This is a genomic window from Roseofilum sp., assembly GCF_982964205.1.
Genome location: NZ_CEZBFX010000112.1, coordinates 1 through 16870 on the forward strand (window position 1 = coordinate 1; position 16870 = coordinate 16870).

Annotated in this window: 16 protein-coding genes and 1 tRNA gene; 15 read left to right on the plus strand and 2 right to left on the minus strand. The window is 46.3% G+C overall.

Features of this window, described 5'->3' with window-relative positions; genetic code table 11:
* Positions 1–243: 243 nt before the first annotated feature.
* The 4 genes from AC3A14_RS20295 (at position 244) to AC3A14_RS20310 (ending at position 5120) form a co-directional block, all read left to right on the plus strand.
* Positions 244–636, plus strand: a complete 393-nt coding sequence (locus AC3A14_RS20295) for a hypothetical protein (RefSeq protein ID WP_487779129.1) — start codon at positions 244–246, stop codon at positions 634–636.
* A complete protein-coding gene (locus tag AC3A14_RS20300) occupies positions 617–1075 on the plus strand; it encodes a hypothetical protein (protein WP_487779130.1) in 459 nt (152 codons plus the stop codon). Before AC3A14_RS20295 ends, AC3A14_RS20300 begins: the two co-directional genes overlap by 20 nt.
* 227 nt (positions 1076–1302) lie before the next feature.
* Positions 1303–4005, plus strand: coding sequence for a DNA primase family protein (locus tag AC3A14_RS20305; protein ID WP_487779131.1), 2703 nt, complete (start codon positions 1303–1305; stop codon positions 4003–4005).
* Positions 4002–5120, plus strand: a complete 1119-nt coding sequence (locus AC3A14_RS20310; RefSeq protein WP_318736288.1) for a tyrosine-type recombinase/integrase — start codon at positions 4002–4004, stop codon at positions 5118–5120. The genes AC3A14_RS20305 and AC3A14_RS20310 overlap by 4 nt, the downstream gene beginning before the upstream one ends.
* 127 nt (positions 5121–5247) lie before the next feature.
* Here AC3A14_RS20310 and AC3A14_RS20315 read toward each other — a convergent pair.
* Positions 5248–5321 (minus strand) — tRNA-Val (locus AC3A14_RS20315).
* Positions 5322–5477: 156 nt separating this feature from the next.
* Between AC3A14_RS20315 and AC3A14_RS20320 the strand changes: the two genes are divergently transcribed.
* The 8 genes from AC3A14_RS20320 to AC3A14_RS20355 all read left to right on the plus strand — a co-directional run bounded on the left by AC3A14_RS20320 (position 5478) and on the right by AC3A14_RS20355 (position 12963).
* A complete protein-coding gene (locus AC3A14_RS20320; RefSeq protein ID WP_318698658.1) occupies positions 5478–5693 on the plus strand; it encodes a hypothetical protein in 216 nt (71 codons plus the stop codon).
* Positions 5694–5765: 72 nt separating this feature from the next.
* Positions 5766–6989, plus strand: coding sequence for a (E)-4-hydroxy-3-methylbut-2-enyl-diphosphate synthase (ispG, locus tag AC3A14_RS20325; protein ID WP_318736232.1), 1224 nt, complete (start codon positions 5766–5768; stop codon positions 6987–6989).
* 167 nt (positions 6990–7156) lie between these two features.
* Positions 7157–8422 carry a carboxyl-terminal processing protease CtpC gene (gene ctpC, locus AC3A14_RS20330; protein WP_318736234.1) on the plus strand — a complete coding sequence of 422 codons (1266 nt, stop codon included), beginning with the start codon at positions 7157–7159 and terminating at the stop codon, positions 8420–8422.
* 196 nt (positions 8423–8618) lie between these two features.
* Positions 8619–9914 carry an ATP-binding protein gene (locus AC3A14_RS20335; protein ID WP_487779132.1) on the plus strand — a complete coding sequence of 432 codons (1296 nt, stop codon included), beginning with the start codon at positions 8619–8621 and terminating at the stop codon, positions 9912–9914.
* A complete protein-coding gene (locus AC3A14_RS20340) occupies positions 9914–11938 on the plus strand; it encodes a tetratricopeptide repeat protein (RefSeq protein ID WP_487779133.1) in 2025 nt (674 codons plus the stop codon). The genes AC3A14_RS20335 and AC3A14_RS20340 overlap by 1 nt, the downstream gene beginning before the upstream one ends.
* Positions 11939–11945: 7 nt before the next feature.
* Entirely contained in the window at positions 11946–12266 is a 321-nt protein-coding gene (locus AC3A14_RS20345; protein ID WP_318736139.1) for a nucleotidyltransferase family protein, read from the plus strand.
* Positions 12263–12388 carry a ribonuclease HepT family protein gene (locus tag AC3A14_RS20350; protein WP_318736142.1) on the plus strand — a complete coding sequence of 42 codons (126 nt, stop codon included), beginning with the start codon at positions 12263–12265 and terminating at the stop codon, positions 12386–12388. The genes AC3A14_RS20345 and AC3A14_RS20350 overlap by 4 nt, the downstream gene beginning before the upstream one ends.
* A 14-nt stretch (positions 12389–12402) precedes the next feature.
* Positions 12403–12963, plus strand: coding sequence for a Uma2 family endonuclease (locus AC3A14_RS20355; RefSeq protein ID WP_318736146.1), 561 nt, complete (start codon positions 12403–12405; stop codon positions 12961–12963).
* 77 nt (positions 12964–13040) lie between these two features.
* On the opposite strand, the gene AC3A14_RS20360 is transcribed toward AC3A14_RS20355, so the two are convergent.
* The gene (locus AC3A14_RS20360; RefSeq protein ID WP_318700687.1) at positions 13041–13676 is read right to left on the minus strand and encodes a TetR/AcrR family transcriptional regulator; all 636 of its coding nucleotides are present in this window, start codon (positions 13674–13676) and stop codon (positions 13041–13043) included.
* A gap of 104 nt (positions 13677–13780) precedes the next feature.
* Here AC3A14_RS20360 and AC3A14_RS20365 point away from each other — a divergent pair, with 104 nt between their 5' ends.
* Genes AC3A14_RS20365 through devC form a run of 3 tightly spaced genes read left to right on the plus strand, consistent with a single transcriptional unit; the run spans position 13781 to position 16758 of the window.
* A complete protein-coding gene (locus AC3A14_RS20365; protein ID WP_318700688.1) occupies positions 13781–15073 on the plus strand; it encodes an HlyD family efflux transporter periplasmic adaptor subunit in 1293 nt (430 codons plus the stop codon).
* Between the two features lie 43 nt (positions 15074–15116).
* Positions 15117–15527 (plus strand): four helix bundle protein, encoded by a 411-nt coding sequence (locus tag AC3A14_RS20370; protein WP_318736148.1) that lies wholly within the window; start codon positions 15117–15119, stop codon positions 15525–15527.
* A gap of 52 nt (positions 15528–15579) precedes the next feature.
* A complete protein-coding gene (gene devC, locus AC3A14_RS20375) occupies positions 15580–16758 on the plus strand; it encodes an ABC transporter permease DevC (protein ID WP_318736149.1) in 1179 nt (392 codons plus the stop codon).
* The last annotated feature ends 112 nt before the right edge of the window (positions 16759–16870 follow it).

A 16870-nucleotide genomic window follows, 5' to 3' on the forward strand; every position in this document is an offset into this window, starting at 1 on the left:
CCCAGACTCTTTTAGAAACTTTTCTCGACAACTTCGAGTGCAGCCACGGCCCATTGTTCCCCTATGAGGAGAGATGAGTATCGCCCGCTTCATCCGCCAATGGTGTGAAAGCTGTTCCCACGAGAATAACTGTGCCACCCTCTTCCGGCTGATGTGCGATGAAGAGCCGGGGGCAATATCCGACCTCGCCCCCTATCTCAACAGCTTGATGTGCAAATCTTACCAACCTAGGAGACCTCTTCAATGACAAATTATATTGCAAATCACCCAACCCCGATAGAAAAATACCAGCAACTTGCTCGCGAATACAAACAACATCTAGCCCAGATGTGCCGACCTGGGGCTAACTTTTCCTCCATTCAAATTGCCGAATTCATCCGGATTGCCGACAACTCCCTGGCATCAGCCATCCGCTATAAGCAGAGCCTCGTGACCATTCGCCAGAGGCGCAACCTCACCGAGCGAAGCCAAAAAGTAATCCTTTCCCTGCACAAGCAAGGCGTAAAACCCAATCGAATCGCCAAATGCTTAGGGGTCCGAACATCTTTCGTCAAAAAAACCATCGCCGAAGCTATTCCCTCCCATTCCCGAACAAAAAAAAACGAGGCATTTAACCATGAACAAAGAAGATTTTGACAGTAAGACCCTAGACCACATTAATGAAATCCTCGAATGGGGAAATATTGACCTGGAATCTTACCTTGACAACACCGAAACCCATCCGGCAATTTTGATCACGCAACTCACTTCTCTTGCCCTGGAACGAGTAAGGGCTTTAGAAGAGCTGGTAGATGAAGTCCGATATCTTTCTGCCGATTTTTTGGGAGAGATCAGGCAAATTCGCAGTCCAAAAGTAACCAAAGAGCTTCTCGATCTAGAGGGAAAGGAACTTAAGGAAGTGGTCGTTATACAAGACCGGAGGATATCTTTTCTGCTTGAGTTAGCGGCAGCTCGGCTCGAGATGCTCGATCGCGCTCAAAAAGAATTAAATCAGCTTCTTTACCGACACTATGATTTCGGCAAAAAGCTTTTGGAAGCAGTAGCCGAAACGAATCACACACTCAAGCACAGATAAACGGAGGGGCCGGAGCAATCCGGCCATTATTTTTCATGGTTGTTTCACTCAATAGGAGGCTTTCCCCGCGAAACTCCTTTGACATCAGGGATTACCAGGACTTCCTAGAACCCACAAAGACCAAGGGGAAATACATCTGCCCTCATTGCGGGGGGAACGACCTATCCTTTAACCCAACCTCTGGGGCATTTACCTGCTGGTCAGGGGGCTGTGAGGGTAAGGATATTGTGAAGGCACTGAAGAAAAAAGCCGGCACGTGGGAAGAACCAGGAGAGCGCCCCTACCGCCCCATGAGGCCCATTCGCTCATCCTTCCTTTGTCTGGCTCGCTATCGCCAACCCAGAGAAGTCACCCCAGGATTCTTTCTGTTCCAAGAAAAGCACAGAGCCTGGAGATGGGACAGAGATCGCTTCGTCGTGCGCTATGACCAACCGGATCTGAGGGAGAACGGAAAACCCAAGAAGGAATTCAAACCCCACACCAATGGCAAGCCAGGCAAAGGAGATACCCTCTGGGGTCTCTACAACCTTGAATCCGCAATGCAAGCCAAGGGGAAAACCTTACTGATGGTAGAAGGGGAGGGTTGCACAGATACCGCCGCTCAACTGGGATTAGTTGCCGTCACCATGCAGGGGTCAGAGTGGCAACAAGAGAAAGTCATCGAAGCACTAAAACCCCTGGCAGGAGTAATTGCTGGGCTGGTGGCAATTCCTGACAAAGATGCCACTGGAGAAAAGAAGTCTGACCTAATTAGAGGCGCTTGCCAACACCTGGGAATCCCCTATACCTCCATGGACATGACCTCACTGTGGCCAGAGTGCCCAGAACACGGGGATATCACCGACTGGTACGAGGCTGGGCGGGCATCTCCAGAAGCCCTACGCCAAGCCATCAAGAAGTCCTGGAAGCTCCCCAAACCAGAGCCAGAGGCAGAAGAGGAGAGAGAAGAAAACCGACCCACTCCAGTTCAATTCGCCCAAAAACTAGGAAAAACCCAGCGCTTTCGGTGGCGGTTCCATAATGAGCAGAAATCCTGGAGGGAATGGGATGGAAAACATTGGAGAGCAGTTTCCCAAGAGAAGATAGGCGATTTTATCTACCACCAAGCCAAACACCACATCAAGAGCAATGCCTGGGTCAAAGACTGTCAAGCTCTCCTAGAGCGGGAGCTGCGGGAAGAGGAGTGGATGGCTCAATCCCAGAGTGTGAGAGCTTTTGCCAATGGCGTTGTCGATATCGCCTCCATGGAATTAAGTCCCCATGACCCCAGTCACTACAACACCAGTTTCATCCGTCGCGACTGGTGGCAACCCGAAGGCAATGACATCAAAGACCCTCTCCAAGCGCTCAAGCAGTATTGCCCTCACATCTACGAAGCTTGGCATCATGCCATGGGTGGAGACGAGAGGAAGATACTCAAGCTTCTGGCTATCTGCAATGGGGTTATGACGTGGCAATGCTCCCCTTTCCAGAAGTTTATCCACCTCATCGGTAGACCGGGAACCGGGAAGGGGACATTCTCACGGCTGTTGAGTGCGTTGGTGGGAAAGGAAAACGCCAAGTCATCGAAGCTGGCAAAGTTGGGCAGTGACTATGACATTGCTCACTGGATTGACAGCCAGTTAGTCGTGTTCCCAGATGAGGGAGGCAAGTTATCAGGCTCTGCCCTAGACAACTTTAAGAGCATCACCGGAGGAGACCCCATTTCCTATCGCCAGATCTACGGAGAGGTTGCTTCTGGCCCATACCAGGGGACGGTGCTGATTATCTCCAATGACCCCTTGTTCCGAGGAGAAACCGGACCAATTAAACGGCGGCTGTGCTTGGTTGAGTTTGACCAGCCCATCGCCAACCGTTCCCACTTGGCAGAAAGGCTGATGATGAGGGAGATCCCCCAACTGACCTACTGTGCCCTTTCTCTGACTCCCCACAAAGTTGAGGCGATCATCAAGGGATTGGGTGAGTATGACATTCCCGAATTTCAGTCTAAGCATTGGGAGTTGGAGATGGCGGAAAATTCTGTAGCTGACTTCCTGGATACAGAATTAATTCCCCTTCCGGATTGCCAGGCACGGGTCAAGTTCCTCTACGAGAACTATTGCCAATTCTGTTCGGGGACGGGACAGAAGCCGGTTGCTATGAACAAGTTTAGTTCTCGCTTGCTCAGTGCGTCTGACTTTGTTGGCTGGGAGGTTGACAAGGGGAAAGACCGTAAGGGGGCTTATGTGGTTGGGGTGGGATTGAGAGACGAGGATTACCATAGGGACATCCCAACGCCTAGTGAGGTCTTGAAGCAAGCGGAAAAAGTTTTGCCCCCCAATCAATTATCACAACCGTCAGAGCCATCACCAGATGAGCAAATTTCCCCCAAAGAACCAGAGCGTGACGATAGGCGTGATGATACGGTGACGATACCGGTGACGGCTGAAACGCTAACACAGCAAGGGCGTGATGGTTGTGACGATACTTTGCCCCTACTTCGCACGGAAGAGAAAACCGAGGGGTTAAAGGTGGGCGATCGCACTTCAACACCAGCAGAGGAACCGGTGCAAACCTCTCTGCCCAAGAAGGGCGATCGCGTGTACGTCCCCTTAGACGGACAGTGGGAATTAGTAGATGTTAAGCAGGTTCACAAGAGGACTTTTTCAGCCTTTCGTATCACCCAATATGATCGCGAAACCTTGGAGACCCCCATTGTCCATGGACTCAAAGAGTGGAGACCAAAACCCGACCCGGTTTACATCTACGAATCGGCCGGCATAAAAGACAAGAAGGGATGGGTGCAGGGCTGGTACATCACCCGCATTGACCGCACCCATTATCACTGTCGCCTCGCTGGAGTTAACGAGTCGAAGGCGATTGGAAAACGAGAGGTTAGCCGGGCAGATCTCAAATTCCCCGATTGGGTTTACGAGCCAGTAGAGCAATGAAAAAATTACAAGTCATCAAGGCAGCCACCGGCACATTTGATCGCGTCGCGAAACGTATCAGTTTAATTAGTCGAGGCGGCTCCATCCAACTTCGATGGACATTTTCAGGTCAGCGATATCATTTGGCCATCCCAGGAGCCATCAGCCAAGCAAGCATTGAAGCGGCTTACGCCAAAGCGAACGCGATCGCCTCTGACATCGCTTTAAACCAGTTTGATAGCTCCCTGGCAAGGTACGATCCAGAAAAGGATGGACGCATTAAACCCCAACAAGAGGAGACGATCGCTACCCTCTGGGATAAATACAAGCTCAGATCCCAGGCAAAGACCTCGCCCACTACCCAAAAAAGTGTCTGGAGAGAGATTGATCGGGCGATCGCCGCACTTCCCAGCAGTGCATTAAGGCTTGAGAACATTAAACAATTAGGGGGCGAATACCTGAAAATCCGGAAAGCCTCCACAGCCCATCGGCACTTTGAATCTTTGCAGCCAGCAATTAGGGTGGTGCTGCCAGACATCAGGCTTAAAGAACAGCTTCCCAAGAAAGTCAAAAAACCGATTCAGTTCTTTACCCCCAATGAAGTTCGGGTGATTCTCGAAGCATTTGAAGGAAACCATTACGAGCGCTACGTAACCTTTTTAGCAGCAACCGGATGCAGACCGGAAGAGGCGATCGCCCTAAATCCTTCAGACATTTCTTCATCTTCCCAAGGAACTGAATGTACCTTTGATAAAGCATTCAGCAAAGGAATTCTATCTCGTTACACCAAAAATTATCTAGTGAGAACCATCCCTATCTCTGAAATGGCCATTCAGGCGATCGCTGATAGCCAACAAGACTTAATCTTCTCCTCCCCCACGGGCGAACACATTATTCAAAATAATTTCCTTAATCGCGAGTGGAAACCTTTAATTAAACCGATGGCCCAATCAGGAGAAATTCGGCGGTATTTACCTCCTTATGCTCTCAGGCATAGCTTCATCAGCAATATGTACCATCGCGGTGTACCACTGCCGACCATAGCCTGGCTAGTAGGCGATCGCGTAGAGACCATTTTGAAATTCTATGCTGGCATACAGCAAGTCAGCAGTTCCGATCTCCCCAATCTGTATTGAGCCAAATATCTAAATCTGGCGCAACAGTGGCGCAAATCCGAGCGATCACCCAGTGGAAATGGGGGGGTTATTGATTGAATCTGGCGCACAAGTGGCGCAAGAATTTTAACGAAAAGCTGAAAGTCAATGGACGTAACGGGACTCGAACCTGTGACCTCCACGATGTCAACGTGGCGCTCTAACCAACTGAGCTATACGTCCTTAGGCTAACTAAGATAGCACAATTTGCAATATCGATCAAGCATCTAAACTGTTGCACACAAGCAGCCACAGAACCCGAATTCAAAGTATCGCCCTAGCAAAATCGACAAAACTTAAGATAAGGTAAGTCAAGAGTAGAACCCAAGAAACTCCACCATGGAATCTAAAATTGATTGTGCCAAAGCCTGTATCAACGGATGTGTCCTAGGTGACCAATGCCCAAAACAAAAATACGCTCAACAAGCCTCAAACTTCATCCAAGAAACTTCCCTCGATCAAATGCTGGCTATAGCAGATGAGGCTCTACGCAAAAAAAGAATAGCTCCTCCCCAATGGATTATCCCTGAATCTATGGATTCGGAAGATGCCTAGACTGATCTGCTATTCCCAGGATGCCCTGAATATGAGACGCTATTGATAGCCTTTCCATCCGTTGGAGTGTTTATGCAAACTCTACCGAATCCTACCCAAACTCAATCCCCATCTTCACCAACAGTCTCCACTACCATTGAGCGCCGGAAAACCCGGCCGGTCAAAGTGGGCAACATTACGATTGGGGGTGGTCATCCTGTTGTTGTGCAATCGATGATCAATGAAGATACCCTAGATATTGAAGGGTCAGTTGCTGCTATTCGTAGATTGCATGAAATTGGCTGTGAAATAGTGCGGGTCACGGTTCCCAGTCTGGCTCATGCGAAAGCGCTCAGTGATATTAAACAGAAACTCAACGACACCTATCAACCAGTTCCTTTGGTAGCTGATGTTCACCACAATGGCATGAAAATTGCCCTGGAAGTAGCCAAGCATGTAGATAAGGTGCGGATTAACCCAGGGTTATATGTGTTTGAAAAACCCAAAGTTGACCGCACTGAGTATACAGAAGCTGAATTTGCAGACATTGGGGATCAAATTCGCCAAACCTTAGAACCTCTAGTGATTTCGCTGCGAGACCAAGGAAAAGCGATGCGTATTGGGGTTAATCATGGGTCATTGGCCGAGCGGATGCTGTTTACCTATGGGGATACGCCAGAAGGGATGGTGGAATCTGCCCTAGAATTTATCCATATTTGTGAATCTCTAGACTTTTATAATATTGTCATTTCTCTGAAAGCTTCACGAGTCCCGGTGATGTTGGCGGCCTATCGCTTAATGGCCAAGCGGATGGATGAACTGGGAATGAGTTATCCTTTGCACTTGGGAGTGACAGAAGCAGGAGATGGGGAGTATGGCCGGATTAAGTCGACCGCAGGCATTGCGACTCTTCTTGCTGATGGTATTGGGGATACGATTCGAGTTTCTTTAACGGAAGCGCCAGAAAAAGAAATTCCGGTGTGTTATAGCATCCTTCAAGCTCTGGGACTGCGTAAAACGATGGTTGAATATGTTGCCTGTCCATCTTGTGGACGGACTCTGTTTAACCTGGAAGAGGTGCTGCATAAAGTCCGGGAAGCGACGAACCATTTAACAGGTTTGGATATTGCGGTGATGGGGTGTATTGTTAATGGGCCAGGAGAAATGGCTGATGCAGATTATGGCTATGTGGGTAGACAACCTGGGTATATCTCTCTTTATCGAGGTCGGGAAGAGATTAAGAAGGTTCCAGAAGACCAAGGAGTGGAAGAATTAATTAATTTAATTAAAGCGGATGGACGTTGGGTCGATCCGTAACATAATTAAGGAGGGAGAGAACACTTTAATCTCCGGAAGTGGCTCACAAGCGATCGCATAAGGGAACCATAACGTGAAGAATCGCTTCTCTATGGATCGGTATAGAGTAGCATGTGTTAGATTGGGCTTAACTCCCCCTAAAGTAATATCCCCGGTTCAGTAAGCTTATGACCAAAACCACACGCGGACTTGTTTTAGGTGCAACGGCAGTTATGCTGACCGCTGTAACCGTTGCTGGTGCAGGCATCCATTTAAGAGGCCAAGCGTTTTTCCAAGATGGCCCTAAAGAATTAGTGGATGAAGTCTGGCAAATTATCAACAATCGATATGTTGATGGCACGTTTAATCAGGTTGATTGGCAAGAGGTGCGTCAGGACTACCTGGGTCGCAAATATACCTCGGATCGAGAAGCCTATGGTGCCATCCGGGAAATGTTGAAGCAACTCAACGACCCCTATACCCGGTTTATGGACCCGGAAGAGTTCAAAAATATGCAAATTGATACTTCTGGGGAACTGACAGGGGTAGGGATTCAGATTTCGATGGATGAGGAAACGGATCGATTAGTGGTGGTGGCTCCCATTGAAGATTCTCCTGCGTTTGAGGCGGGAATTCAGGCGAGGGATTTTATCATCAAAATTGATGGTCAGGATACGGAAGGGATGGATACAAATGATGCTGTTCAACTGATCCGGGGGCCGATTGATTCTCAGGTGGTGTTAACGATTTTGCGCGGCCAAGAGGAAATTGATTTTCCGATTCAGCGTCAGCGAATTGAAATTCATCCTGTTCGTTATAGCTATCGTCAGGAAGGGTTGGGCAATGATATTGGCTATATTCGATTGACCCAGTTTAGCGCTCCAGCGGCTGAAGAGATGCGCGAAGCGATTGATGATTTAGAGTCCCAAGGGGTATCGGGTTATATTTTGGATTTGCGATCGAATCCTGGGGGATTACTTTATTCTAGTGTGGCGATCGCCCGGATGTGGTTACCAGGTCGAGAGGCAATCGTTTCTACGGTTAACCGACAAGGGGAAACGGAACGGCAACGAGCTAATAATCGCTCCCTCACGGATAAGCCTCTGGTGGTTTTGGTTGATGGGGGTTCAGCGAGTGCCAGTGAGATTCTTTCTGGAGCTTTACAGGATAACGAACGAGCAGTGATTGTGGGAACTAAAACTTTTGGTAAAGGGTTGGTACAGTCTGTGCAGCCCTTGGCCCATGGATCGGGGTTAGCGGTGACCATTGCTAAATATTTAACGCCTAATGGTCGTGATATTAACAAGTTGGGTATTGAACCTGATGTGATCGTGGAACTAACGGAAGACCAGCAAAATCACTTGGTGAAACACCGCGATCAAATTGGTACGAAGTCCGATCCGCAGTACGCTGAAGCACTGAAGATTCTGACTCAAGAAATCGCTCAACAGTAAATTTTGTGGCTTGATGATGGTTTGAGTCTGGTAAAAAAGGTTGCTGGAAGTCAGTGCAACCTTTTTTGCAGATGCTTCTGAATTGAATAAAAAGGGGCCCAATCTTGAGGCACTGATCCTGTCTCTGGGCCAGTGCTTTTTTGTTGAGGACTTTTGGTTAAAATAGGCGTATCCCATTGGCATCCTCTCTTGAACCATGATTAGTCCCGAAGAAATGGAAGATCTCCTTGATGAGATGTATAACAACTTTGCGCCTACGCCACTACAACCGGGAGACCCAAGGTATGTGGACTGTCGCTCGGTGCGCGGGGATGAGGATGTGGTGAAGGATTTGGGGAGGACAGTGCGGCGATCGCAAGCTTTCACCTATCAGCTCTACTCGGGTCATCGTGGCTCCGGGAAAACTACGGAATTACTGCGGCTGAAAAAAGACTTGGAAGACCGGGGTCATAAGGTCGTCTATTTTGCGGCGGATGAGGAAGATCTTAGCGTTCAGGATGCCCAGTATACCGATATTTTACTCGCTTGCACCCGTCATTTATTGCAAGAGTTAAAAAATGCAGACTCTAAACCGATACTGAGTTGGTTGCAAGATCGGTTACAGGACTTGCAAGATGTGATGTTAACCGAGATTAAGATCGATCAGCTTAACTTAGAAGTGGGATTACAAGAGTTTGCCAAGTTAACGGCAGCAGTGCGGACGGAACCCAGGCAACGACAGAAGATTCGCGAGCGGGTTGAACCGCACACAGAAACGCTGATTGAAGCCTTGAATGCTTTTATTGCAGATGGAAAAAAGCGTTTACCAGAGAAAACTAAACTGCTGGTCATTGCCGATAATTTGGATCGGATTGTGCCGATTTTTCGGGATAATGGACGCAGTAACTATGAGGAAATTTTTCTTGACCGTAACGAACAACTAAAGGCGCTAGATTGCCATATTGTTTACACTGTACCCATTCCCTTCATCTATTCTCGCTGGTCAACCGAACTGAAAGATAATTATGGTATTCCCCAGGTGTTACCCTCAATTATGGTGCGCCAGAAAAATAATGACCCTGACGATAAAGGCTTGAATATTTTGCGAAATATGATTGAACTGCGGATTCCTGAGCATTTGCGGACTGTTCTGGTTCCAGAGGTGTTTGAATCTGAGCAAGTTTTGCAAGAATTGTGTTTAATGAGCGGTGGCTATGTGCGGGATTTGGCGCAATTAATGCAGGAAGCGATTAACCAAACGGATACTCTGCCTATTGGAGCGCGGGCAGTGCAACGGGCGGCGGATAATTTACAAGATGTCTATCGACGAGCAGTAGAAGAAAATCAATGGGACATACTGCGAGAAGTGCATCAGTCAAAGAAGATTAAAAATGGGCAAATTGAGCGCAGTTTGTTGTTTAGTCGTTGTCTGTTGGAATATCGCTATTTTGATGATAATAGAGATAAGCAGACTTGGTATGATGTGCATCCCGTACTGTGGAAGGAGTTGTGATGACTAAACCTTGGACAGGCTTTCAAGAGTTAGGTCGTTGGAGCGCAGAAAATGCAGAGGTGATTGCCGATATCCTGCGTGCTTTACGACGGAAAAAGGGATTTGGTTTGTTTTTTGTCCAATGTAGTCCGGCTCAAGGAACACAAGTTATCTGTGCAATTCGAGAGCGTTTTCCCCAGAAACGGATAGTAGAAATTGAGTTAAATCGGGACAGTGAAACGCTTTATCCAGAGTTGCGGGAACGACATCAGACGGAGGGGTTTGAACTTGCCTGTATTAGTGGAGTGGAGCAAGCCCTATACAGCTATGAAGATACCAAGCGTCTGGCAGGTTGGACTGCTAAGGAAATCTATAACTACAGTTGGAAGGGAGTGCCACCGCTTCTGAGTCATTTGAATCGGCAACGAGAGATGTTTGAGGCACATTTACCCATTCGCCTGGTGTTTCTAGTTCCCTACTTCGTCATTGATTATTTTATTCAAAGAGCGCCCGATTTTTTTGACTGGCGATCGGGTTTGTTTGGCTTATTTGAAAGCCCAGAAAACATACGAAGTTATTGCAAAAAACTTGTGGATAATGATGGAGACGAATATTTTGATATGACACCAGAAAGATGTATGGAAGAAAGTTTAAAAATAAAAGATATGATGAGTAATATTGATCCATCTGATCGTTATAAAAGATCATTGTTATTGACAGAGCAAGGAATGATTGTTTATAGCAATGAAAGCTATACTCAATCTCTTAGTTATTATAATCATGCAATAGCAGAAAACCCTAAAAATCACAAGGCTTGGAAGGGCAAGGGTGATTCCCTATATGAGTTAAAGAAATATGAAGAAGTCATTGAAGTTTGCGATCGATCTTTAGATATTAAACCCGATTGTTATGATTCTTGGATGCTTAGAGTAGATGCGCTCTATGAATTACAAAGATATAAAGAGGCACTTACAAGCAATGATGAGCTTCTAAAGATTGAACCTAATTCTGAAGATGCTTGGATGACTAGAGGATTCATCCTCTACCAATTAGAGCAATATGAAGAGACCATCAAAAGTTGCGATCGTACTTTAAGTATTGACGATAAGTTTGAATATGCTTGGCGTCTTCGAGCTAGATCTCTCGAAAAGATACACAAATACGAAGAGGCACTGGAAGCTTGTGACCGTGTGCTGGAAATGAAACCAGATTGTAGTCAGACTTGGAGTCTTCGAGGTAAGCAACTTTTGCAACTAAACCGCAATAAGGAAGCAATTGAAAGCTTTGATCGATCCCTAGAGATTGAAGGAGACAATTATGATACTTGGATAACTCGAAGTCTAGCACTGGCAAATTTAGAAGAATATGAAGAGGCAATCAAAATCTGTGAAAATGTCTTAGAAATCGAACCTGATTATCTTGATGCCTTGATACTCAAAATGTATTTACTGATAGTCGTAGAACGAGATGAACTAGCACTTGATAGCATAAATTATGTTCTAGAAGTTAGACCAAAATATTACTATGCATTGATTGCAAAAGATTATACTCTAGATGTTTTAAATCGTCATCAAGAAGCAATTGAAACTTGTGATTATGTATTAACGTTTGAACCTGGTTGGATACATTTCTTATATCGTAAAGGTGAGTTACTAGTTGAACTTAATCGATATGAAGAAGCGATGGAAGTCTACAATCATATTATAAAAATTAGACCTGATTATAAAGAAGGTTTTGGAAGTCAAAGAATAGCGATAAAAAATAATAAGTTCAAAAGATACATGAAACTAATTCAATATTGTTTGGAAAATTATCATGAAGATGTATTTGAGTATCTTATAGATACCTTAGAGATAGGGATAGATGATGTAGAATACATCTACCGTATTGCTTGTCTAATGGCAGTTTTTAGACAAGATTGTTATTCTCTAGAGTTTTTAGAATACTCTATCGACTTAGACGCTGCATATAAAGAACAAGCAAAGAATGATCCAGAATTTGATTTTCTTCGAGATCATCCTGTATTTCAGGAACTCATTCAGTGATACACCTATGAACGAAATTGTGCAAGCTCATAAACGGGAAATAGTGGCGATCGCCTCTCAACATGGAGCCTATAATATTCGAGTATTCGGATCGGTGGCGCGTAATGAAGCGAATGCCGATAGCGATATCGATTTTCTGGTAGACTACGACTCGACAAAACGGAGTCCTTGGTTTCCTTGTGGACTGCAACAAGATCTAGAAGCACTGTTACAGTGTCCTGTCGATATCGCTACCCCAGCAATGCTCAAACCCCGCATCCGAGAGCGCATTTTACAAGAAGCCATCCCCCTAGAATCGGCAACCGATCGTCATCTCGATAGACTATGAGAGAAGATCCCGAACGAGTACAAGATATGCTCGATGCGATCGCAGCGATCGAACGCTATATTCAACAAGATCGGCAAGCCTTTGAAGAGAGCGGCGATCGCCTCTCAACCTGGAACCGATAATATTCGATAATCTCATGATAATTACTCCAACCCAACTTTCTCTAGAAGAATTTCTGCAACTGCCTGAAACCCAACCGAGCAGTGAATATATTGATGGACACATTTACGCTAAACCCATGCCAAAAGGAAGACACAGTGCTATTCAAACCAGTTTAGTCACTGCCATTAATCAAGTGGGAACTCCTGGACAAATCGCCCGCGCCTTTACCGAATTACGGTGTACGTTTGCTGGACGTTCCCTGGTTCCCGATATTAGTGTCTTTGCTTGGCCAAGAATTCCCTTAAATACTCAAGGAGAAATTGAAGATTTATTTACCTTAGCGCCGGATTGGACGATTGAAATTCTCTCGCCAGAACAACCGTCCACACGGGTAATCGATAAAATTCTCTTTTGTTTAGATGAGGGTACAGAACTGGGTTGGTTAATCGATCCTCAAGAGCGGTTAGTGATGTCTTTTTCTCCAGAACAACAACCGCGAATTTATCAAGGTGATACGGTGCTTCCCTGTCTAGACATTTTGCCCGATTTCCAGAGTTCTGGGCAAACCATTTTCAGTTATTTAACTTTGAATTAGTTGATATAGTGCTGCGTGCTAGGGAATAGGGAATAGGGAATGGGGAATAGGTTTCAGTATTGAACCGGAGTCCTAACTTACTCTTTTTCTGCTATACCATTTTTCTTGGTTGATAACAGGTGTAACATCGCGTCCACGAGCCGATCGCGCTCCATCGGCATAATGTCCTTACCTTGGAGCATCTCCTGCACGATCATATAGTGAACCAATGCCCCAATCCAAATGCGGGCGGTGGCTTCTGGATCGGGTAAATTGAGTTCCTTAAAACTGGATAAATGGCGGGTGACGGTTTCGATTCCCGGTTTGGCTAAGTGAAGGGCAAAGGTTTGAGCTAATTCGGGAAAGCGCCCAGACTCAGCAATCATCAGGCGGATAAAGTTCTGATAGTCGGTGTCTTCAATTAGATTATCAAGCATCGTATTGGCCATATTTTGCAGAACTTCCCTTAAGTCATGGGTGGGAAACTGCTCAGAAGATGCGAATAAACGAGTAAATTTCTTTTGCGCTAATCGTTGCACGAGCGCCGTAAATAATCCCTGTTTGTCCCCGAAATGACTGTATACCGTGGCTTTTGAGACTCCCGCAGTGGCAGCTACCCGATCCATACTTGTCCCTGCATAGCCATGGGTTAAAAATTCTTGCATGGCTCCGTTGAGAATCTGCTGGGCTTTGTTGGATAAGGGTTTGGCTTGGGGAGAGTCGGTGGACATCATGGAATTTTTCTCCAAATTGGGGATTTCTTTCTTGATTATACTACTCCGTTTAGTCTATACTAAAAGCAAGCTAAACTAAACCGTTTAATTTAGGAGCTAGGATCGTGGTACGCACTGCAATGGGAACCGAATGGAAATCATCCAAAACCGTGGCTCTACTGGCTACTACACTCCTCGCCGTTGGAGGAGTCACCGCCTATTCTTTGGTTGCGCCAAAAACTCTCTTTTCCCAACCGGAACCGCCTCCAGTGGTGGAACTGCCAAAAATTGAAACGGTAACTGCCATTGGTTGGCTCGAACCCAAGGGAGAAGCGATCCAGCTTTCAGCTTCTGAGGCAAACCAAAGCAGCCGAGTTGCCCAACTGCTGGTCAATGAGGGAGACTGGGTAAAGGCGGGTGATGCGATCGCCATTTTAGAGAGTCGCGATCGCCTGGAAGCTGCCGTAGAACAAGCCAGAGCGCAAGTCCAAGTTGCCGAAGCTCGACTCGCTCAAGTCAAAGCTGGAGCCAAAACCGGCGATATTAGCGCCGCTTCTGCTCGGTTTAGCCGCACCCAAGCCGAACTTGAAGGACAAATCATTACCCAACGGGCGGCGATCTCCACTTTAGAAGCCCAACTGCAAGGCGAACAACAAGCCCAAGAAGCCACCCTCAACCGCATCGCCGCCGAACTCAAAGATGCTCAAACCAACTGCCAGCGCTATCAAACCCTCCACACTGATGGAGCCGTATCCGCCCAAGATCGCGATACCATCTGCCTGCAAGCCGACACCACCCAACAACGACTCCAAGAAGCGGAAGCTAACCTCAACCGCATCGTCACCAGTCGCAGCGAACAAATTAACGAAGCGCAAGCCAACCTCAACCGCACCATCAACACCGTAGAACGGCAAATTGAAGAATCCCAAGCCAGTCTCCAAGCGATTTCCGAAGTTCGTCCCGTAGACATCCAACTCGCTCAAGCCGAACTCACCAGCGCCCAAGCCGCCCTTCGCCAAGCTGAAGCCGACTTAGAACTTGCCTATATTAAAACCCCCCAAGAAGGGCGAGTGATGGAAGTTCACACCCGTCCCGGCGAGGCGATCGATCCTGAAGGTATTGTAGAACTCGGACAAACCCAACAAATGAGAGTTGTTGCCGAAGTTTACGATAGCGACGTAGTTAAAATTCGCCCAGGACAAACCGTTCAAGTTACCAGTGACGCATTACCTCAAAATCTAACAGGAACGGTTGCCCAAATCGGCTTAAAAGTGAAACAACAAAGCGCCCTAGACATTGATCCAACCCAAAATGTTGATGCCAGAGTTGTCGAAGTCCAAATTGGCTTAGATCCAGCTTCTAGTGAATTAGCTGCCGGTTTGAGTAACTTGCAAGTTTTGGTGGAGATTGAACTGTAGTGGAGATGGGGAGATGGAGGGATGGGAAGATAAGGGGAAATTTATGGATACAAATCAGCAACAGAACCGACAACTATTTATTAAAACCCATGAAGATTTGGAGGTTTATCAGATGGCATTTGATGCAGCAATGAATATTTTTGAATTATCGAAACAATTTCCAAAGGAAGAAAGATACTCATTAACAGACCAAATCAGACGCTCTTCTCGATCGGTTTGTGCAAATTTAGCAGAAGATTGGCGTAGACAACGTTATCAAGGATCTTTTCTCCTACGGTTAAATGATGCTGAAGCCGAAGCCGCAGAAACCCAAGTCTGGCTAAAATTTGCCGTCAAATGCCAATATCTCAATGTAGATACAGCCAGAGAACTCTACCGTCAATACAACAAAATTATCGGTTCGATTGTCATCATCGCTAATGATTACAACAAATGGCTACTAAAACCCAACTAAATTAAATTCCCCCTATCTCCCCATCCCCCATTCTCCTACCTCTCCAAAAACCATGCTACGTTTCCTCAAAAACCTAACCCGCAGAACCCCCCTTGGATTGTTGCAACTGAGTCACGACAAAACTCGCCTGTTGATTGCGATTTCTGGTATTGCCTTTGCCGATCTATTAATCTTCATGCAACTGGGATTTCAGGGGGCACTATATAGTAGCAATACTCGCCTACACAATATCTTAAATGCCGATATTGTTCTCATTAGTCCCCAAGCTCGAAATTTAGTCCATTTAAGTACCATTACCCGTCGTCGATTATATCAAGCAATGGATGTTCCTGGAGTGGCTGATGGTCAACCGCTTTATGTGAATATTGCTGATTGGAAAATTCCAGGAATTGGTCGTGAAACTAACATTTTAGTGTTAGGATTTAATCCCGATCGCCCCCCCTTCGATGTTGCGAGTTTAGATAAATACAGTTCTCTCATGAAATTACCGGATACCGTCGTTTTTGACCAAGCGGCGCGAGGCGACTATGGGTATGCCATTGAGCAGATTTTAGCTGGTGAAAGGGCGGTAACTGAGGTAGAAAATCGTCAGATTGAAATCGCTGGATTGTATGAAATTGGGGCATCTTTTGCCGCTGATGGGACAATTATGACCAGCGATCGCAATTTTCTCCGCCTCTTTTCCCGTCGTCGGGATGCGGGAGGCATTAGTGCGGGTTTACTCTATTTGGAATCAGGAGCCGATCCGCAAGCTGTGGCTAATCTCCTCAAAACCCGATTACCTGCAGATGTGCAAGTGTTAACCCGTGAAGAATTTATCGCCTTTGAAAGAGAGTATTGGTCAGAAAATACTGCCATTGGGTTTGTCTTTCGCCTAGGAGCAGTCATGGGCTTTTTAGTTGGCTTAATTATTGTCTATCAAGTTTTGTCTACGGATGTAGCCGATCGCTTGGGGGAATATGCCACATTTAAAGCGATGGGTTATCAACAAACCTACTTATTAGGGATTGTTTTTGAAGAAGCGATGATTTTAGTAATAGCGGGATTTTTTCCCGGTTTAGCTGTTTCTATGGGCTTGTACCGTCTCACCCGTCAAGCGACAAACTTACCCATGTATATGACTCTTTCTAGAGCAGTGTTTGTCCTAATTCTTACTATTCTGATGTGTTGTTTTTCCGGGGCGATCGCGACGCGGAAACTGCAAGCAGCCGATCCGGCGGATTTGTTTTAGTAATGGAATGGGGGATGGGGAGATGGGGGGATAGGGAGATAGGGAGATGGGGAGATGGGGAGATGGGGGGATAGGCTTTGACCAACTAGCTCTCAGTTTAAAAAAGGAAAAG